Origin of the sequence: Streptomyces albidoflavus (genome assembly GCF_000719955.1) — a bacterium.
Lineage (GTDB): Bacteria > Actinomycetota > Actinomycetes > Streptomycetales > Streptomycetaceae > Streptomyces > Streptomyces albidoflavus.
This window is the reverse complement of record NZ_JOII01000056.1, coordinates 1-19,288: the sequence shown is the minus strand read 5'-3', so window position 1 is coordinate 19,288 and position 19,288 is coordinate 1. Positions and strand designations below refer to the sequence as shown.

Below are 19,288 nucleotides of genomic sequence, written 5' to 3'. Positions count from 1 at the left end.
GCCCCCGCAGCAAACTGCACACACGGCCGCCTTGAAGCGACTGACCCCGCACCATGCAGTTTGTGAGGAGGTACCCCGACCCGGCCCCGCCCGACCCACCCGGCGAACGCACCGCGAACCCAACAGCCCGGCCGGCGATTGAGGCCAATCAGTGACCCGCACGGTCGAGACGGAGCCCCGCAACCAACAGCCCGGCCGGCGCTTGAGGCCAATCAGTGACCGGCGCGGGCAACGACCGGTACCCCCAGTCGCGGCGCAGCCACATCGCAGCCAAGCCTCAACACCGCCGGCCCCGCCGGCTAGAGCGGGGTCGCCGCCTTCAGGACGAGGAGGAGGGTCAGCGCAGCGTTGACCGAGGAGGCGGCGGAAGCGGCAGCCCCGGTGGTGGCCATGAGAAAGGCGAGCCCCGGCCGCGTCATGGCGGGCGGCAGACGCCGGGGCGAGGGCGCGGGCCCCAGCAGAGCGGCGACCCGGCGCGGAACGGGCCCGGGAGCAGGCTCGGCGAAGGCCAGCCCGAAAGCAGGCCCGGACCGGGAACTGAGGGCAGCCCGCCCCACGGCCCGCGCGGTGAGCCGGCGGTCCCCGACCGCCATCGCCGCGTCCTCGTCCGCCCAGCGCTCGGCCCCGTAGCCGACGGCGGAACGCAGCGGGCGCAGCAGCGGGTTGAGGCAGGCGGCGAGGCGGACGGCGAGCAGCAGCCGGTGGTGGCGCCCGTCGAGGTGGGCCTGTTCGTGGGCGAGCAGGGCGTGCCGCTCGTCCGCGTCGAGGCTCTCCAGCATGGCCCGGGAGACCACGATGCGGCCGGGCCTGCCGGGCAGCGCGTAGGCGTAGGGCTCGGGGTCGGGCAGGACGGCGGGGTGGGTGCCGGGCAGCCCGGCCAGGGCGCGGCGGGTGCGCAGCCGCAGCCGGGCCTCGCGGACGAGGGCGAGGGCGCAGGCCGTGAGGGCGGCGAGCAGGGCGATGAGGGCGGCGCTGCCGGTCACCTCGTCGTAGGGGACGACGGCGCGGACCTCGGGGGCGGCCCAGGCGTCGGGCAGCGGGTTGCCGGGGAGGCGGGCGGTGCCGGCGACGACGAGCAGGGCGAGGCAGAGGGTGCTGCACACGGCGAGGACCAGGCTGAGTCCGGCGAGGAGCCGGGTGCCGGTGCGCGGGTGGAGGTGCTGTTCGGCGAGGCGGGCTATGGGGTGCGCGGTGAGCGGCAGGATCAGCGGGAGGAAGACGAAGAGCCCCATGTCAGCCGCCGTCGGTGTCGCCCCGGGCGCTCTCCAGCAGGGCCCGCAGAAGGCGCTCGTCGTCGCCGGAGAGGGAGGAGACGAAGCTGGTGAGGACGGCGTCGCGGTCGCGTTCGCCGTCCAGGACGCGGCGCATGCGCAGCGCGGCCAGCCCGGCCTCGTCGGCGGCGGCGGTCCACAGGAAGGCGCGGCCGGAGCGCTCGCGGGTGACGGCGTTCTTGGCGCCGAGCCGCGACAGGATGGTCATGACGGTGGTGTACGCGAGGTCGCCGCCGAGGCGTTCGCGGACCCAGGCGGCCGAGACGGGCTCGTCCGCGGTGTGCAGTACGGCGAGCACCTGCGCCTCGAGTTCGCCCTGCCCACGGCGCCTGCCGCCCTGTGCGTTCACCTCGGCCATGCGGCCACCTCCCGTTGTCCGGCCCGGACGGCCCGTCGGGCCGTCGCTCCCCCCATTCTCCGGGATGGACGGACCTGACGGGTACGCGTCGACCGACCGAACCCCTGCAACCCCGGCACAACCTCGGCGGAACCCCGGCACAACCTCGGCCAAGACCCCCGCAGACCCCCCGCAGACCCCCGGAGGGCCCCTCCGGTCACCGGTCCGGCAGAGCCTCGGCACATGATCCACACAGCCTCGGGGGCAACCTTCGCGCTGAGACAGGACCCGGACATGCACAGGATCGTTCCGCCATCGACCGGCCCCTAGTGTCCTGAAAGTCAGCAGGGAAACACCGCAGAACACCGCACCCGAAAGTCGCTGGAGATCCTCATGCGTACACGTCTCGCCAACCGTTCCGCCCGTCTCCTTCTGGCCGCCGCCGCGGCGACCGCCCTGGCCGCGACCACCACCGCCTGCGGCCCCGAGGACAACGGCGCCGCGGCGCCCGCGGCCTCCGCCTCCACCTCGACCGACGCCTCCGCGGACGCCTCCGACGGCGCGGAGTCCGGTACGGGCGGGACGGACTCCGGCTCCGAGGACTCCGGGAGCGAGGCCGGGGCGGGCGCGGACAAGGGCGGCGACAAGGGGGCCGGCGAGGGCGGCGTCGGCCAGTCCTGCGGCACCAACGACCTGGACCTCACCCTCACCCCGAAGTCCCAGGCGGGCGGCTACTACCAGGTCACCGCCAAGGCCAAGTCGGGCATCACCTGCTACCTGGACGTCAACACCCCGAGCGTCGCCTTCGGGTCCAAGCCGGAGGGCGTCGCCTCCCCGGTCGGGCAGGGCGGGGAGGACCCGATCAAGCTGTCGGGCTCGGCCGTCGCGTACACCGGGATCAGCCCCAAGACGACCAAGGAGGACGGGGGCGTCGAGTTCGAGAACGTGATCGTCTCCGTCACCGACGAGGACCCGAACCCGGCGGAGCTGGCGCTCCCGGAGCCGGCCGCGGTGGAGAAGCCCATCGTCACCAACTGGTCCACCAACCCCGGTGAGACCATCCCGGTCATCGTCTGAGCGTCGCCCCCGGGTGACGACGGCGAAAAGGCCGGCGGGGACCTCGTCCTGGTCGTGATCGAGGTCCCCGCCGGTGGTCCCGCAGACGGAATGCGGGACCGTGAGGCGCCGGGGACCACGGCCGGGTGGCCGCCGTCAGAAGGTCCCTGGCGCCGGGTCGCGGGACCGGGCGGAGCGGGCGTCCGCGTCCTCGCGGTGGCGGACACGCTCCGTCGGCCCGAAGCTGGGGGTGGCGGTGCCGGGGCAGCGCCGAGGGGACCAGGTCCGGTTCGCGGCCCTGGCCCACGTGCGTCTCTACAGTAATGTAGAACTCACGTCGGTCGGCAAGTGGCCGCCGCATTCCCCGGAGACGGGACACCTCCGGGCCGAGGCCGGGAGCCGTCCGTGACGCGACACCCCCGCTCCACCAGACCCGAGTCGGGCACCGCCCCGGCTTTCCACGCCACCTCCGCCGGGCGTCCGGCGGGTCCGCGCGAACTCCTCATCCGGGACGCCGCGGACCGCGAGATCGGCAGGATCGAGTTCCGCCTCTGCCGCGCCTGCGGCACCGGCCACGTCGACTCGGTCACCGTGGCCCCGTCCTGGCAGGGCCAGGGCCTGGCCCGCGAGGCCCTCCACCGCATCCTCCCGGACGATCTCGCCCTCACCTGGACCACCTCCCGCCAGACCGGCCAGGGCCGCGCCTTCTTCGCGGCGGTCACCGAGGAGACCGGCATCGACTTCCCGGCGGGCCGACCGGGCTGCGTCCACCTGCGAGAGCCGGGCTGAGCCCCGGGCACCGCCCCCCTCCCCTCCCCCGCACTCACCCGTACGGGTCACCCGCACCCTCCACGCGTGTACGAGGGCCCGCCCCCGCGCATATAGCGACCAGGTGTCACGCCCGTCGCCGGACCCCATCGCGGGAGGCCCGCAGATGACCGCTCCTGCCTCCTCTGCCGCCTCCCGTGACCGGGGTCCGGCCCTGTCGCGCGGGCGGCGCTGGGCCGCCACCGGGGCGCTCGCGGCGAGTCTGCTCGTCGTCGCGATGGACATGACCGTGCTGAACATCGCGCTGCCCGCTCTGACGGCCGAACTGCGGCCCACCTCGGTGCAGTTGCTGTGGATCGTGGACGTGTACTCGCTCGTCCTGGCCGGGCTGCTCGTCCCCTGCGCGGCCCTCGCCGACCGGTGGGGCCGCAGGCGTACGCTGCTGCTCGGCTACGGGCTCTTCGCCGGGGCCTCGCTGCTGGTGCCGGCCGCCGACGCGGCCCCCGGCGTGATCGCGGTCCGGGCCCTGCTCGGGGTGGGCGGCGCGATGATCCTGCCCACCACGCTGTCGATGATCCGGGTGCTCTTCACCGACCCCGCCGAACGCGCCACGGCGCTCGGGGTCTGGGCGGCCGTGTCGGGGCTGGGCGCGGCGGCCGGGCCGCTGGTCGGCGGCTTCCTGCTCCAGCACTTCCCCTGGCAGGCGGCCTTCCTCGTCAACGTCCCGCTGATCCTGGTGGCGCTCGTCGCCGGGCTCGCCCTGCTGCCGGAGTCGCGGGTCGCGGAGCCGGGGCGCTGGGACGCGCGGGCGGCCGTGCTCGCCCTGGCCGGCATGGTGCTGCTGGTGTGGGCCGTGAAGCGGTTCGGCGAGGGGAACGGGCCCACGGCGCCGGAGGCGTGGGTGGCGCTGGCCGGGGCCGGGGTGGCGCTGACCTGGTTCGCGCGGCGCTGCCTGGGGCGCGCGGACCCGCTGCTGGAGCTGCGGCTCTTCGGGCGGCGCCCCTTCACGGCCGGGATCGTCGCCGCCCTCGGCACCACCTTCTCCATGGTGGGGGCCATGCTCCTGCTCGCCCAGTGGCTCCAACTGGCCGACGGCGCCTCGCCGATGGCGGCCGGGGTGCGGCTGCTGCCGGTCGCCACCGCCGGGGTCGCCGCCTCCCTGCTGGCGCCCCCGCTGGCAAGGCTCCTCGGCGCCCGGACCGTCCTCGCGGCCGGTCCCGCCGTCACCGGCACCGGCCTGCTCGTCCTGGCCCTGACACCGGGCCCGCTCGCCCTCCCGGCGGTCCTGACCGCCCTGACCCTGATCGGCGCGGGCACCGGTTCGCTCGCCGTCGGCTCGGCCCTGATCATGTCCAGCGCCCCCGAGGAACAGGCGGGCAGCGCGGGCGCCCTGGAGGAGACCTCGTACGAACTGGGCGCCGCCCTCGGGGTCGCGGTCCTCGGCACCGTCGCCGGCCAGGTCTACCGGGCCCGGCTCGCGGACACCCCGGCCCTGCACGACGCGCCCCCCGGACTGGCCGCGCAGGCGGCCGAGTCGCTCGGCGGCGCCGTCGGGGTCGCGGACCGCCTGGACCTGCCCCGCCTGGCGGAACAGGCGGCGACCGCGTTCACCGAGGCGCTGCGCACGGCGGGGCTGGTGGGCGCGGTCCTGATGTTCGCGGTGGCGGCGACGGTGTTCGCGCTGGCACCCGGCCGCCGGTCCGCCTCAGACTGAGCCGTGGCGGGGGCGGTCACCCGGGTGTGCCCCGCGTCGCGCTCCTCGGCAACGGCCGGCCTAAGCAGTCCGGACGGGTCTGCGCGGAACCGCCGGAGTGGCCGCACGGCCGACCCGGCGGGCCGACTACACTACCGTCCCCCGCATGACCGCACCCGACGCCACTCCCGACGCCCTGACCGACTCGCTCACCGCCACCCGTACCGCCTACGACGCCGCCGCCGACACCTACGCCCAGCTCTTCCGCGACTCCCTGCGCGAGGCGCCCCTGGACCGGGCGATGCTGGCCGCCTTCGCCGAGGCGGTACGCGGGGCCGGACCGGACGCGCGGGTGGCCGACCTCGGGTGCGGCCCGGGGCACGTCACCGCCCATCTGGCCGGCCTCGGCCTGGTGCCGCGCGGCTTCGACGTCTCGCCCGCGATGATCGGCCTGGCCCGCGCCGCCCACCCGGAACTGCGGTTCGACGTCGGCTCGATGGCCGGGCTGGACCTGCCCGACGCCACGCTGTCCGGCGTGCTGTCCCGCTGGTCGGTGATCCACACGCCGCCTGCGGAACTCCCGCCCGTACTGGCCGAGTTCGCGCGGGTTCTGGCCCCCGGCGGCCAGTTGCTGCTCGGCTTCTGGGCCAGTGAGTCCCCCGGCCACCGCACCCAGGTCTTCGACCACGCGGTGGCCCCGGCCTACCGCTGGTGCCCCGACCACCTCTCCGCCCTGCTCCGCGAGACGGGCCTGACCGAGACGGCCCGCATGATCCGCGAGCCGCAGCCCACCGACCGCCGCCAGTTCCGGCAGGTCCATCTGCTGGCGCACAGGGCCGATGTGACGGCGTGACAGTTTGACGGGCGGCGGCCCGTGACGGGCCGGGGCGGCGGACGGCGCGGGCGGGGCGCCGGCGCGGTCAGGTCGGGGAAGGGGCGGCGGAGGACCGCAGTTGCTCGATCACGTCGTCGAGGTGAGCGGCGGCGGCACGGCCCGCCGCCTCCGGGTCGCGGCCCACCACCGCCTCGATGATGGCCAGGTGCTGGGGGAGGGACCGGGCGGGCCGGCCGGGGCGCAGGGCCAGCCGGAACTGGTAGCGCACCATGGGCCCGTTGAGCCGGCCGAGGGTGCGCCGGGCGACCTCCTGGCCGCTGGCCTCGATGACCAGTTCGTGCAGCCGCTGGTTGAGCGCCGAATAGGCTTCCCACGCCCCGTCGGCGACGGCCTGCCGCATGTCCACGCCGATCCGGGCGAGTTCCGCGCGCTGGTCGTCGGTGGCGAGGGTGGCCGCCTTGCCCGCGCACAACTGCTCCAGCGCCGAGCGGCACTCGGTGATCTGCACGGCCTCCTCCACGGAGACCGTGCGCACCCGCGCGCCCCGGCGGGGGACGATTTCGAGGATCTCTTCGGCGGCGAGGTCCTGGAGTGCCTCACGGACGGCCCCGCGCGTGGCGCCGTAGGCCGCGGCGAGGTCGTTCTCCACGAGCCGCTGCCCGGGGACCAGGTCTCCGGAGCGCAGTGCGTGCCTGATGGAGTCCGCCACGTGCTGGCGGCCTGCGGCGCCCGTGAGCTTGTCGGTCACTCAGTCGTCCTCTTCCGTCGTCTTCCGTCGTCGTGCTCGGGCCGTCGGCAGCTTCCCGCAGGGAAACCTTAATGCGCCGTCCGGGGGAGGCCCCAGCCCGGAACGCCGAGGGTGACAATTTTGCGAAACATCTTGTCAACAATCTTGTTGATGATCTAGCTTCCTCGTCACACCCCGAACACGAAGGAGGGGCCATGCCTGCCGTAGCAGCCTCCCCGGCCCCGGAGGTCACCCGTCGCGGTTCCCAGACCGCCGTCCCCTGCCTGTTCATGCGGGGAGGCACGTCGCGAGGCCCGTTCTTCGACGCCCGGCTGCTGCCGGAAGACCCCGGTCTGCGGGACGCCGTCCTGCTGGCGGCGATGGGCTCGCCGGACGCGCGGCAGATCGACGGTGTCGGCGGCGGCCACCCGCTGACCAGCAAGATCGGGCTCGTACGCCCGGCCTCGGCCGCCGGGGCCGACCTGGAGTGGACCTTCGCCCAGGTCCAGCCCGACGGGAGGACGGTGGACACCTCGTCCAACTGCGGCAACATGCTCGCCGCCGTCGTGCCCTTCGCCCTGGAGACCGGCATGATCGCCGCCGCCGGAGACCGCACCACGGCACGTGTCCTCACCCTGAACACCGGCATGGTCGCCGAGATCACCGTCGCCACCCCGGCCGGCCGCACCGGGACCCGGCACGTCGCCTACGAGGGCGCCGCCCGCGTCGACGGCGTCCCCGGCACCGCCTCCCCTGTCGAGATCGGCTTCCTGGACACCGCCGGCTCCGTCACCGGCTCCCTCCTGCCGACCGGCCGGATTCGGGACACCCTCGACGTGCCCGGCCTCGGCCCCGTCGACGTCACGCTGATCGACAACGGCCAGCCGCTGGCGATCGTCGCCGCCGGGCGCCTGGGCGCCACCGGGTACGAGTCCCCGTCCGAGATCGACGCGGACGAGGAGCTGCGCGACCGGGTGGAGGCACTGCGCCTGGTCTGCGGGGAGGCCATGGGGCTGGGCGACGTGTCGGCGCGCAACTATCCGAAGATGACGCTGGTGGCGCCCGCCCGGAACGGCGGAACTCTCTCCACCCGCAGCCTCATCCCCCGCGTCTGCCACCAGTCCATCGGCGTCCTGGCCGCCGTGACGGCGGCCACCGCCTGCGTACTCGACGGCAGCGTCGCCCACGAACTGGCCACCGCCGTGCGGGGGACGGACCCCACCGTCTCCGTCGAGCACCCCTCCGGCTCCTTCGACGTCACCCTGGCCCGCGACGCGGCGGACCCCCGGCGCGTCACGCGCTCCGCGCTGCTGCGCACCGCCCGCCTCCTCATGGCCGGGGACGTCCTCGTCCCCCGCTCCGTCTGGGACCCCGCCCCCACCGCCCAGGAGAAGTCCGCGTGATCATCGACATCCACGGCCACTACACCACCGCCCCCGCCCCGCTCGGGCACTGGCGGGAGGCCCAGACCGCCGCGCTCACCGACCCCGTGCGGGCACCCGACCCGGCGGGGCCGGTCATCAGCGACGACCAGATCCGCGAGTCGCTCGAGACCAACCAGCTGCGGCTGATGGACGAGCGCGGCATCGACGTCACCGTCTTCTCCCCGCGCGCCTCCTTCATGGCCCACCACATCGGCGACTTCGCCACCTCCGCCGCCTGGTCCCGCATCTGCAACGACCTGTGCCACCGGGTCTCGGAGCTGTACCCGGACCGGTTCGCCCCCGGCGCGATGCTCCCGCAGTCGCCCGGCGCGGACCCGGCCACCACGATCCCGGAGATCGAGCGGGCCGTCCGGGAGCTGGGCGCGGTCACCGTCAACCTCAGCCCCGACCCGAGCGGCGGCCACTGGACCGCTCCGCCGCTGAGCGACCGCTCCTGGTACCCGGTCTGGGAGAAGCTCGTGGAGCTCGACGTGCCCGCGATGGTGCACGTCTCCAGCAGTTGCAACCCCGCCTTCCACACGACGGGGGCGCACTACCTCAACGCCGACACCACCGCCTTCATGCAACTGCTCGACAGCGACCTGTTCGCGGACTTCCCCGAGCTGCGCCTGGTCATCCCGCACGGCGGCGGAGCCGTGCCGTACCACTGGGGCCGGTTCCGGGGCCTGGCGCAGGCGCTCGGCAGGCCCGAGCCGGAGGACGGGCTGCTGCGCAACGTCCACTTCGACACCTGTGTCTACCACCAGCCCGGTATCGACCTGCTGCTGGAGGTGATACCGGCCGCCAACGTCCTCTTCGCCTCCGAGATGGTCGGAGCCGTCCGCGGCGTCGACCCCCGCACCGGTCACCACTTCGACGACACCCGCCGCTACGTGGAGCGGGCGAACCTCTCCCCGGCCGACCTGGCGGCGGTCCTGGAGGGCAACGCCCGCCGGGTCTACCCCCTTCTGGACGCCCGCCTGACCGCCCAGGGCCGCTGAGCCCGGCCTCCCCAGAGCAAGGAACCGCACCATGCACCCTCTCGGAATCGTCCACCGCACCGTCGAGCGCGCCGACCGGGCGGCCGTCGAAGCGCTGTCGGCGTTCGGCGTCGCCACCGTGCACGAGGCGATGGGCCGCCTCGGCCTCATGCGCCCCTACATCCGCCCGGTCTACGAGGGCGCCCGGCTCTGCGGCACGGCCGTCACCGTTCTTCTCCAGCCGGGCGACAACTGGATGCTGCACGTCGCCGCCGAACAGGTACGGGAGGGCGACGTCGTGGTGGCCGGCTGCACCACCGAGAGCGAGGACGGCTTCTTCGGGGAACTGCTCGCCACCTCGCTGCGCGCCCGCGGCGCCGCAGGGCTCGTCATCGACGGCGGCTGCCGCGACGTCGACGACCTGCGCCGGATGGACTTCCCCGTCTTCTCCCGCGCCGTCAACGCCAAGGGCACCGTCAAGGCGACCCTGGGCTCGGTCAACGTCCCCGTCGTCGTCGCCAACGCCCTGGTCAACCCCGGTGACGTGGTGGTCGCGGACGCCGACGGCGTGGTGGTCGTACCCGCCGCGCGGGCCGCGGAGGTCGCCGAGGCCGCCGCGCGGCGCGAGGCGGCGGAGGAGGGCAAGCGGCAGCGGTTCCGCGACGGTGAGCTGGGACTCGACCTGTACGCGATGCGCGGCCCGCTGGCCGAGCTCGGCCTGACCTACCTCGACTGACGCCCCGAGGAGCGCCCCTGATGACCGACCGATCCTTCCCCGTCACCCCCGGCTGGCTCGACTGGTACCGCGGCCCGTCCGTCCCCCGCTTCACCCCGCCGCCCGGCTCCGTCGACGCCCACTGCCACGTCTTCGGCCCCGCCGCCGACTTCCCCTTCGCCCCCGAACGCAAGTACACCCCCGTCGACGCCTCCCAGCACGACCTGTTCGCGCTGCGCGACCACCTCGGTCTCTCCCGCAACGTCATCGTCCAGGCCACCTGCCACGGGGCCGACAACAGCGCGCTGGTGGACGCCCTCAACACCGCCGGCGGCCTGGCCCGCGGGGTCGCGACCGTGCGCCCCGACGTCAGCGACGAGGAGTTGCGGCGCCTGCACGAGGCGGGCGTCCGCGGCGTGCGCTTCAACTTCGTCCGCCGCCTGGTGGACGTGGTCCCGACCGAGGCGCTCCAGGCGGTGGCCCGGCGCATCGCGCCGCTGGGCTGGCACGTCGTCCTGTACTTCGAGGCGGCGGACCTCCCCGGCCTGGAGCGCTTCTTCGCCTCCCTGCCGGTGCCGCTGGTCATCGACCACATGGGCCGGCCCGACGTCACCAAGAGCCCGGACGGTCCCGAGTTCGCGCGCTTCCTGCGCTTCGTGGAGACGGGGGACGTCTGGGTGAAGGTCTCCTGCCCCGAACGGCTGACCGTCTCCGGGCCGCCCGCCCTGGACGGCGAACGCGAGGCGTACCAGGACGTGGTCCCGTTCGCCCGGAAGGTGGTCGACACCTTCACCGACCGCGTGCTGTGGGGCACCGACTGGCCCCACCCCAACCTCAGGGACCACATGCCCGACGACGGGCTGCTCGTCGACCACATCCCCCACGTGGCGACCACACGCGACCGGCAGCACGCCCTGCTGGTCGACAACCCCATGCGTCTGTACTGGCCGGAAGAGGCCCGCTGACACCACCCGGCCCGGCGCCGACGCCGGGCCCTCGTTCCAGGAGCCCGCAGTGGAGCACAACCGCACCACCAACGCGGCGAACCGGCTCGACCGGTTGCCGATCTCGAAGTTCCACAAAACCACCCTGCTCGCGGTGGCGTTCGCCTACTTCTTCGAGTTCGCGGACATCAACACCTTCGCCATCACCGCCCCGGTGGTGCGTGAGCAGTGGGGTGCCGAGGTCAACGACATCGCCTACGTGACCTCGACGTCGTTCGTGGGCATGTTCATCGGCGCCGTCGTGGCCGGCGGCCTGGCCGACCGGCTGGGGCGCAAACGCACCCTGACCTGGACCACCCTCTGGTTCACCCTGTGGTCGTTCGCGTGCGTCTTCGCCTGGGACCTCTGGTCCCTCGGTGTCTTCCGCGTGCTGACCTCGGCCGGCCTGTCCGCCATGACCGTCGTGGCCGTCGTCTACATCAGCGAGCTCTTCCCCAGCGCCAAGCGCGGCAAGTACCAGGCGTACGCCATCGTGATCGGCATCTGCGGCACCCCGGCCACCAATCTCGTCGCCTCCGCGGTGGTGCCGATGGCCGACTGGTCCTGGCGCCTGGTCTACCTGTGGGGCACGCTCGGCGTGTTCTTCCTGTACTTCGTCCGCAAGCTGGAGGAGTCCCCGCAGTGGCTGGAGGCCAGGGGCCGGCACGCGGAGGCCGAAGCCGTCCTGGCGCGCATCGAGGCGAGCGCGGCGGCCGAGCACGGCCCCCTTCCCGAGGCGCGGCAGCCCCGTCCCCGGGGCCCGGTCGTCAGGCGCGGGCTGGGCATGCTCAAGGACCGGAAGTTCCTCTACCCGACGATTCTGCTGTCGGTCCTGTGGATCACCCAGACCATCGGCTTCTTCGGCTACTCCAGCTGGGCGCCGACGCTGCTGGCCGCCGAGGGCGTCAGCGTGGAGGACTCGATCTTCTACGTCGCCCTGACGACCGTGGGCGCGCCGCTCGGCTCGTTCCTCGCGGCGATGGTGACCGACCGGTTCGAACGCAAGTGGTGCCTGGTCGTCTTCGGCCTGGTCATCGCGGGCTCCGGGCTGCTGTACGGGCTGACGTTCACCCCGGTGCTCATCGTCGTCTTCGGCTTCCTGGTCAACCTCTTCGAACGCGGCTACACCGCCCTGGCCTACGCCTACGCGCCGGAGCTGTTCGACACCAACGGCCGCTCCCTGGGGACCAGCATCGCCTACGGCTTGGGACGCCTGTCGAACGCGGCGGGTCCGCTGATGATCGCCGGCATCTACAACGGCGTCGGGTACGAGGCGGTCTTCATGTTCATCGCCGGTTCCTGGACGGTCGGTGCCGTGGTCCTGGCCCTCTTCGGGCCGGCGACGCGCCGCCAGAGGCTGGCGGCCGACGCCGGGGAACAGCGGGAAGCGCGGTCCGCGCCCGCGTCGTCCTGACCCTGGCCGCGCGGGCGGGGACGCCTCTCAGATCAGCCCCTCCGCCGCCTCCTGCTCGGCGAGGCGCTGGAACTCGCCCAGGTCGTAGTTGGCGAGGGTGGCGTCGAGGTTGGTGAGGGCGCCGAGGTGTTCGAGGAAGCCCTCGGGCTCGTACTCGATCTGGAGGGTGACGCGGCTCTCCATGGCGTTCAGGCGGTGGAAGGTGACGACTCCGGCGTGGTGGACGCCCTCGGTGGTGCGCCAGGCGATCCGGTCCTCGGGGACGACCTCGGTGAGTTCGGCGACGAACTCCTTGTCGGCGCCGGGCAGGGAGAGCTGCCAGACGAAGGTGGAGTCGTCGACCGGCTGGACGTGCTTGACGTGGCTGAGGAAGGTGGGCCAGCGCTCCACGTTCGCCCAGAGCCGCCAGCTGATCGCCACCGGAGCCTTGATGTCGACGGCTTCGAGCAGTGAGGACGCCATGGGTCACTCCCGGGGTGAGGGGATCAACAGGTCCGGACCGTGTACCCGGGATCCGGCGGCCCACGTCGGCCCGGCGCCGATCGCCTCAACTCCCCCTCCCCTTAGGCCCGTCCGGTACCGGGCAAGGGCCCCGGGGGCCCTGGATCGGGGGACCGGGCGGTGGTTGGCTGGACGGCCTCGCTCCTCCCCCACACCTCCCAGGAGTGCCATGTCCCCCCGCAGCATCACCCGCCTCGCGCTCGCCGCCGCGCTGACCGCCGCCACCGCCCTGCTGTCGGCCCCGGCCGCCCAGGCCGAGGAGCAGCCCGCCCGGGTACAGGCCGCGGCGACGGTCGCCGTCTACCCACCCATCCAGGGACCGTCCCTGTGGGACCGCTTCGGCCAGACCCCGCCCTCCTCCCACCACCGCGTCTTCTCCAACTGGGGCTACCTCAACGACTGGTCGGTGGACATCTACCAGAACCCGGGCGCCACGGTCGTCTCCCCGTTCGGCAGCAAGACCTCGGCCGGGAACGCCGTGACGGTGAAGGTGGTGACCGTCACCCCCGGCTGCGCCACAGGAAACCTCGCGGACGGCGGCTGGCGCATCGGCCTTGAGGCGAGCGACTCCGCGACGGGCGCCGTGGTCGGCCGCGCCGACGTCATGCACGTCGACCAGAAGCCCGACGCGATCGCGGTCGGCGCCACCGTGGGCCCGTGGACCCGGCTGGGCCAGACCGGCCGCTTCCGCTACTCCTCCTGCTACCAGGTGAACGGCGACACCGGCGCCCACATCCACCTCGAAGTGATCAACAAGACCAAGTACTCCTGCTACGTGGCCAGGGGAGCGGGCGCCGCCCTCACCGACGAGACCCAGGTCGGCCATGTCGGTACCACCAACTCCGGCCCTCAGCAGTCCTGTTAGCTCACCTCGCCGGGTGTCCGCACGGGCACGCGCCGTAGGCTCGGCCCGTGCAGACACCCGTACGCGACACCGAGCGGACCCCGGACGGGGAGCCGCCCGCCCCCGAGGAGCACGAGGAGCGCGAGGAGCGGAAGGAGCACGAGACCCGCCCGGACCCGGCGCGGCGCAAGCGGCGCGGCCCGGGCCCGTTCCTCCTGCTGGTCCTGCCGACGCTCACCGTGCTGCTGGCCGCCGCGGTCTTCCTGGTGGCCACGGACCGCCTCTCCGGCCTGCTCGGCGGGGACGACGGGGACGCGGCACCTGCTCCCCAGGCCGTGACGGACCGGGTCGACCCCTCCCTCCTCCCCTGGCTGAGGAAGGCGGCGGACCAGTGCGACACCCTCCGCCCCTCGGTACTCGCCGCGCAGATCGACCTCCGATCGGGCTGGAGCAACGACGGGGCGGCACTCTCGGGCCCCTCCGGCCTCGCCGGGTTCACCCCGGCCCAGTGGCGCAAGTGGGGCGAGGACGCCAACGGCAACGGCACCTCCTCACCGAAGGACCCCGCCGACGCCCTCGTGGCCCTCGGCCGCTGGGACTGCGCCCTCGCCGAACGCATGACGGAGTCGCGCACCAGGGGCACGGTCAACGGCGACCTCCTGGACCTGACCCTCGCCGCCTACGACCAGGACGAGGCCGCCGTGACCAAGGCGGGCCGCGTCCCGGAGCCGGCCCTCCCGTACGTCCGCAAGATCAAACAACTGGCCCGCCAGTACGCCCAGTTCGACACCGTCCCCTCCCCGCTCCCGGACGCCGGAGCCCCACCCCGCGACGGCTACCTGCACCGCCCCGTCCTCTCCACCACCCTCAGCTCCGCCTTCGGCACCCGCCAGCACCCCCTCTCCGGCGTCACCAAACTCCACACCGGCGTCGACTTCCCGGCCCCCCAGGGCACCCCGGTCACCGCCGCCGGCCCCGGAACGGTCACCTTCGCCGGCCTCACCCAGGCCTACGGCAACCGCGTCGTCATCGACCACGGCAAAGCCAACGGCAAACGCCTCCAAACCACCTACAGCCACCTCTCCGCCCTCAACACCACCCAGGGCAGCACGGTGATCCCCGGCACAACCCTGGGCTGGGTCGGCTCAACGGGCCTGTCGACCGGGCCCCACCTGCACTTCGAGGTGATGGTGGAGGGGCATTACACGGATCCGATGCCTTGGTTGGGCGGGGGTGGGTGAGGGGGCAACGGCGAGGCCCTCCGCCCCTGAGTTCCGGGGACGGAGGGCCTACGACAGAAAGCTGCTTACTTCTTCTTGCCCTGGGTCTTGCCGGGGATCTTGGTGAGCTGGGTTTTCGATGGTCAGAGCGGTATTCATGAGCGGCTGAGTGGTCGTCATTGGTCGTCGTCGGCCACCGTCGAGCGGCCTCGGACGGCCCAGAGACGGCCCAGAAAACGGCCCGTCGAACCATCCCGCCGGCCTACGAGCTGATGGGCAACTCTCGGGCCCACTGGCACGCTTGGGCCCGTAGCTCCTTCAGCCGACCGTGGAACGCATTGTGACGGTTCTGGTCGAGGTTCAGCGGGAGGTCAAGCTCGGAGGTGAGCCGTGACTCCAGGGCCCACGGTTCGCTCTGCTCGATCCAGCACACCCGCGCGTTGTCCGCCTTCCACTGGCTCAGGGCGGCTTCGTCAGCCTTGCCGAAGGTCATCCGCTTGCCGCTGCCTACGCGGCGCAGCTCGAGTCCGAGCAGGCACCCGAGGGTGAGCCGCAGGGTCGAGCCGGCCGCGTTGCCCCGGTAGTGGTAGCGCACCCGCTTGCGCAGGTTCTGGGTGCTGGTCCGGTTCGCCATGTACCGCGGGGCTATCCCGACGTAGAGCAGGCGCCCGGCGTTCAGATCGGGGTGAGGTGGCTGCTTGAAGTGCCATCCATAGACTCCTGCTGCACTCGGGACAGGGCTCGGACGCGTCAAGACCTCCTGTGCTGACCACAACCGATCGGGACTGACGAGAGCGGTAGCTTCCACGAAGCCTCCAGGCGTGCCACGGCTGATCGTCGCAGGCTACTGGTCGACGCTGACAGAGCGTCCCTGGCCTGCGTAGCTGCTTAACATCGGCTTGGGGAGCTAAGACGAATCCAGCAGGGGGCGACTGCGACGGAGTCGGAGGCCTGGTCCACTGGTCGCCGACCAGGCCCCCTCCACAGAAGTGAACTTTTCGGTCATTCAGCTACAAAACCCTCCACTTTCTCAAAGTGGTTGCAGTGCACCTTTAGCCTCTTGGAGAATCTCAAGTCACTCCGATGACCCAAAGAGTGTGGCACGATCGAAAGCGCGTGATTGCAATGCGGCTGATTGCAGTTTCCCTCCGGAACTTTCGCGGCATCAACGAAAAGGTGTCGGTTCCGATCGCCAAGTTCACGGCGTTGGCGGGGATGAATAACTCAGGTAAGTCCACGCTGCTTGAAGCCTTGGAAATCTTTTTCTCGGAAAGGGCTCCAGACAAGGATGATTTGTGTAGGGGGTCGCATGATAGCGAAGTAGAGATCGAGTGCACCTTCGATGGGTTCCCTGCCCAACTCGTTCTCGATACTCAAGCCGTCACTAACCTCAAAGACGAATACTTGCTCTCACGTGATGGATTACTTGTAATCCGAAAGACTTACAACTGCGCCCTGGCCACCCCGAAGCTTTCTGGTGTTGCAGCGCTGTGCGCTCATCCGTCAGTAAAAGGCTGCGACGATTTGATCTCACTAAAGAACACGGAGCTCAAAAAAAGGGCTGGGGAGCTTGATGCTGACCTCTCGGGCGTTAATAAGTCCAGCAATGTTGAGCTGCGGCGAGCACTTTGGAGAAACGCCGAAAATCTGGACATCAGCGAGAGGTACATTCCGCTGGCAAGGCAGGAGGATGGAAAAAGGATTTGGGAGTCACTGCGTAAGGAGCTTCCTAGCTTCTCGCTATTCCGTGCGGATAGGGCAAGCACAGATCAGGATAGTGAGGCCCAAGACCCTATCAAAACGGCCATCACTCGTGCCGTGCAGCAGCGCCGTGAGGCTCTAGACGCGATTGCCGCAGAAATTCACCAAGCAGTTCAACCGATCCTGGACGAGACTGTCCGGGGCATGGCGACCATCAACCCCGAAATGGCCTCTTCACTTGCGCCGCGCTCGACCAACCCGAAATGGGAATCAGTCTTCAAGGTAAGTCTTACGGATGAGGACACCGTTCCTGTCAACAAGTGGGGAAGCGGATCCCGACGCTTGTTGCTCATGAACTTCTTCAGAGCTCAGGTTGAAGCGGCGACAGACGAATCGCAGCGACGCACCATGATTTATGCGATCGAGGAGCCAGAAACGGCGCTGCATCCGAGCATGCAGCGGAAGCTTCTAATGAACCTGTTGCTGCTTAGCGAATTGGACGATTCGCAAGTCATGATCACGACTCACTCGCCCTCACTCGCCCGACTAATCCCTATTCAGTCTCTGCGCCGCGTTGTGAAAGAGGAAGACAGGACTTATATCGACGGCCCTGACCCGTTTGGGGTTGAGAGGCTTGCGCAAGACCTAGGGGTTCTACCCGACCATGATGTGAAACTCTTCATCGGTGTCGAGGGCGCCACGGACATTGATTTCCTGCTTGGCGTGCATGAATCTTTGAGCAAATCCGGCTTGATCGATTTCGAATTGGCGAAATTGGCTCAGTCTGGAGAGGTTGTCTTCATTCCCTTGGGTGGAGATAACCTCGGTCACTGGGTCAGCCAATGGAAGAATTTGGCGATTCCCGAGTTCTATCTCTTTGATAGAGACAACAACCCGGACGACCCAGAGTTCGTCGCACATACTCGGCAGCTCAACGAGTTGAACTCCAGGGTCGGAGCAAAGGCTACGCACACGACTTTCAGAGAGATCGAAAACTATTTTTCCCCCGATGTCATCGAAGAAATCTTCCCAGGGATTACCTTTGTCCCCCGTTCTCAAGCTCTGAGTGACATGTCTAAGGAGGTCTCCGACGCTCTGAAGGGGCTAGTCGGGCACAAGCCACTCAAACCTAAGAACGTTAAGTCGCGCCTCTGTTCGAATGCCGACAGGATCACTGAAAAGAGCCTGACTCAGCTGGGTGTTCTCGAAGAGGTAGTCGGATGGTTTACGACTATGAAGCGGATGATCGATATCTAATCGGTCCCGGCCGGCCTTGAGCCTGTGGAAAAGAGGCCGGCAGAGTTTCGATGGGACATTTCATCGCTAGCTACTGCGGCAATGGTCGATCTACTGATCGGCTTCCTGGCTGACCGGCGTGACTGAAGAAGGGCGCGGCGCTGACCAGCTCAGATGCAGTGGGCTTGTGCCGTTGTCGGTCGATGTCGGACGACCTTGAACGGCCCAGGGCAGCTCGGACGCCCCACGGTAGTTGCCCCGTTTGTCTCCCATAGCGGGGTGGTCTTAGCTACCATGCTGGGGTGACGGAATCAGCAGAGCACCAATTCTTATCTCAGTGCGCAACAGAGATTCTGGGACGACTGTCGCGCACCAACCTGTACGCGTATGTCGAGGCTGAGCGGCGAAAATTCGACTTCGCATGCGAACTTCGACGTGACTGGTCGCGGCCTCTCGTGGGACAAACTCTCTGGAACCACACAGCTGGGGTCGATAAAGATGTCCGAACCATGCTGCTAGATGCGGAAGCTGATATCTGCGCGTACGTGGCAAGGGATACAATTAAATCTCGTCGGCTTCTCTCTGAGGCCCTGCACGATTTTAGGTCGGGTAGCGACTTGGCGCGACCGCACCGCTTGCGCGTTTTCTGGATCCCGGAGGACTTTGACGCTGACGAGGAGTCGCAGCGGAATCTCGTGGCTGACCTGCTTACGGAACAGGTCAGTAGAGACATCCTGATGAACGTCGTCTTTGGTAATCTGACTGCCGAAGACGTGAGATTCTTTGTTCGGACTAGTGGCTTGGCGGGCCTGCATCTTGCCCTATTGTTTGTCATTTCGACAGCCGCTGAGGAATTTTCCAGGATTCGCGACCTAGCCGAAAAATTGCAGGTCTCTCAGGGAGCGGTACGAGAACGTCTAATTAGGCTCTTAGGGTGTGGATTTCTTAGGCAATTCGGCGGTGGCGTTACTTTGGCGGGCGCCACCCTGAAAGGTCGAGTCTTCCTTGATTTTTGCGGTGTGCTTCGCCGGGAGGTTGGGTCTGGCGAGATGTCGGCGGAGCTGCTGCATTTGATGAACCTTCTGGATATGCGTTACGCGCCGTCCGCGTTGAATCATGCAAAAGAAACTCTGCACCTTGCCGGCCCAGCGCTAACCGAGGTGCCCGAAATGGTAACTGGAAGAATGGTGAGCACCATTGAGGTAGCAGAGGAACGATGGGGTGTGGATCTGCAGGATATTCCTCACGTGATTCATGAGAATGACAGGAACTGGGGCACGATGGGATCTGCCTTCATACGCAGGTTGCGAGACGAAAGCCAGCGCTATTCTCCGTAAGGGCGGCGGAGCGGCTTCGGGCTGGAGCTGCTTTGGCGCGAGTGATCATGGCCCCGTAAGCTTCCGGCGCGTCGGGCAGTCTGTGGACCTGCCCGGTAAAGCACGACGTTGGGGCCATGATCTTCGAGGCTCGCGCCAAAGTGGCTGCCTAAGGGTTGTCCCGCAAATGATCTTCGGGTCGCCTCGGGTATGGGGGAGGCCGTTGTGCGGACCGCCGGTTTATCCGGTGAGGGCGAGGTTGTGCAT

The 19,288-nt window shown here is 69.9% G+C and carries 18 protein-coding genes; 13 read left to right on the top strand and 5 right to left on the bottom strand.

Going from position 1 to position 19,288, the window contains the following annotated elements:
• Positions 1-299 precede the first annotated feature (299 nt).
• Together IF45_RS0130115 and IF45_RS0130110 are read right to left on the bottom strand one after the other, a co-directional pair.
• Entirely contained in the window at positions 300-1,232 is a 933-nt protein-coding gene (locus IF45_RS0130115; protein WP_003948970.1) for a M56 family metallopeptidase, read from the bottom strand.
• A gap of 1 nt (position 1,233) precedes the next feature.
• Complete coding sequence (locus tag IF45_RS0130110) at positions 1,234-1,629, bottom strand: BlaI/MecI/CopY family transcriptional regulator (RefSeq protein WP_003948971.1); 396 nt, start codon at positions 1,627-1,629, stop codon at positions 1,234-1,236.
• 372 nt (positions 1,630-2,001) lie between these two features.
• Here IF45_RS0130110 and IF45_RS0130105 point away from each other — a divergent pair, with 372 nt between their 5' ends.
• The 4 genes from IF45_RS0130105 to IF45_RS0130090 all read left to right on the top strand — a co-directional run bounded on the left by IF45_RS0130105 (position 2,002) and on the right by IF45_RS0130090 (position 5,978).
• Positions 2,002-2,685, top strand: coding sequence for a DUF4232 domain-containing protein (locus IF45_RS0130105; RefSeq protein WP_015507648.1), 684 nt, complete (start codon positions 2,002-2,004; stop codon positions 2,683-2,685).
• 384 nt (positions 2,686-3,069) lie between these two features.
• Positions 3,070-3,453, top strand: a complete 384-nt coding sequence (locus IF45_RS0130100; RefSeq protein WP_018470000.1) for a GNAT family N-acetyltransferase — start codon at positions 3,070-3,072, stop codon at positions 3,451-3,453.
• 145 nt (positions 3,454-3,598) lie between these two features.
• Positions 3,599-5,146: an MFS transporter gene (locus tag IF45_RS0130095; protein ID WP_030310716.1), complete on the top strand. Its 1,548-nt coding sequence runs from the start codon at positions 3,599-3,601 to the stop codon at positions 5,144-5,146.
• A 145-nt stretch (positions 5,147-5,291) separates the two neighbouring features.
• Positions 5,292-5,978 carry a class I SAM-dependent methyltransferase gene (locus IF45_RS0130090; protein ID WP_051701335.1) on the top strand — a complete coding sequence of 229 codons (687 nt, stop codon included), beginning with the start codon at positions 5,292-5,294 and terminating at the stop codon, positions 5,976-5,978.
• Between the two features lie 67 nt (positions 5,979-6,045).
• On the opposite strand, the gene IF45_RS0130085 is transcribed toward IF45_RS0130090, so the two are convergent.
• Positions 6,046-6,708 carry a GntR family transcriptional regulator gene (locus tag IF45_RS0130085; RefSeq protein ID WP_030310714.1) on the bottom strand — a complete coding sequence of 221 codons (663 nt, stop codon included), beginning with the start codon at positions 6,706-6,708 and terminating at the stop codon, positions 6,046-6,048.
• Positions 6,709-6,902: 194 nt separating this feature from the next.
• Here IF45_RS0130085 and IF45_RS0130080 point away from each other — a divergent pair, with 194 nt between their 5' ends.
• From IF45_RS0130080 to IF45_RS0130060, 5 genes are read left to right on the top strand one after another with little or no spacing between them, the layout of a single operon-like run.
• Positions 6,903-8,090, top strand: coding sequence for a 4-oxalomesaconate tautomerase (locus IF45_RS0130080; protein ID WP_030310713.1), 1,188 nt, complete (start codon positions 6,903-6,905; stop codon positions 8,088-8,090).
• A complete protein-coding gene (locus tag IF45_RS0130075; RefSeq protein ID WP_030310712.1) occupies positions 8,087-9,112 on the top strand; it encodes an amidohydrolase family protein in 1,026 nt (341 codons plus the stop codon). The genes IF45_RS0130080 and IF45_RS0130075 overlap by 4 nt, the downstream gene beginning before the upstream one ends.
• A 31-nt stretch (positions 9,113-9,143) precedes the next feature.
• The gene (gene ligK, locus IF45_RS0130070) at positions 9,144-9,827 is read left to right on the top strand and encodes a 4-carboxy-4-hydroxy-2-oxoadipate aldolase/oxaloacetate decarboxylase (protein WP_008415377.1); all 684 of its coding nucleotides are present in this window, start codon (positions 9,144-9,146) and stop codon (positions 9,825-9,827) included.
• Positions 9,828-9,847: 20 nt separating this feature from the next.
• On the top strand, positions 9,848-10,771 hold the full coding sequence (locus IF45_RS0130065) for an amidohydrolase family protein (RefSeq protein ID WP_030310711.1): 924 nt from the start codon (positions 9,848-9,850) through the stop codon (positions 10,769-10,771).
• Positions 10,772-10,820: 49 nt separating this feature from the next.
• On the top strand, positions 10,821-12,203 hold the full coding sequence (locus tag IF45_RS0130060; RefSeq protein ID WP_030310710.1) for an MFS transporter: 1,383 nt from the start codon (positions 10,821-10,823) through the stop codon (positions 12,201-12,203).
• A gap of 27 nt (positions 12,204-12,230) precedes the next feature.
• Here IF45_RS0130060 and IF45_RS0130055 read toward each other — a convergent pair whose 3' ends face one another.
• On the bottom strand, positions 12,231-12,665 hold the full coding sequence (locus IF45_RS0130055; RefSeq protein WP_008415383.1) for an SRPBCC family protein: 435 nt from the start codon (positions 12,663-12,665) through the stop codon (positions 12,231-12,233).
• Positions 12,666-12,873: 208 nt separating this feature from the next.
• Here IF45_RS0130055 and IF45_RS0130050 point away from each other — a divergent pair, with 208 nt between their 5' ends.
• Both IF45_RS0130050 and IF45_RS0130045 read left to right on the top strand, forming a co-directional pair.
• Complete coding sequence (locus tag IF45_RS0130050; protein ID WP_030310709.1) at positions 12,874-13,569, top strand: hypothetical protein; 696 nt, start codon at positions 12,874-12,876, stop codon at positions 13,567-13,569.
• Between the two features lie 47 nt (positions 13,570-13,616).
• The gene (locus IF45_RS0130045) at positions 13,617-14,789 is read left to right on the top strand and encodes a M23 family metallopeptidase (protein WP_030310708.1); all 1,173 of its coding nucleotides are present in this window, start codon (positions 13,617-13,619) and stop codon (positions 14,787-14,789) included.
• Between the two features lie 241 nt (positions 14,790-15,030).
• Here IF45_RS0130045 and IF45_RS0130040 read toward each other — a convergent pair whose 3' ends face one another.
• Positions 15,031-15,402 carry a GIY-YIG nuclease family protein gene (locus tag IF45_RS0130040; RefSeq protein WP_242536801.1) on the bottom strand — a complete coding sequence of 124 codons (372 nt, stop codon included), beginning with the start codon at positions 15,400-15,402 and terminating at the stop codon, positions 15,031-15,033.
• Between the two features lie 449 nt (positions 15,403-15,851).
• Here IF45_RS0130040 and IF45_RS32755 point away from each other — a divergent pair, with 449 nt between their 5' ends.
• Positions 15,852-17,726, top strand: coding sequence for an ATP-binding protein (locus IF45_RS32755; RefSeq protein WP_078842955.1), 1,875 nt, complete (start codon positions 15,852-15,854; stop codon positions 17,724-17,726).
• 281 nt (positions 17,727-18,007) lie between these two features.
• Positions 18,008-19,042 (top strand): hypothetical protein, encoded by a 1,035-nt coding sequence (locus IF45_RS33180; protein WP_129854224.1) that lies wholly within the window; start codon positions 18,008-18,010, stop codon positions 19,040-19,042.
• Positions 19,043-19,288: the final 246 nt, after the last annotated feature.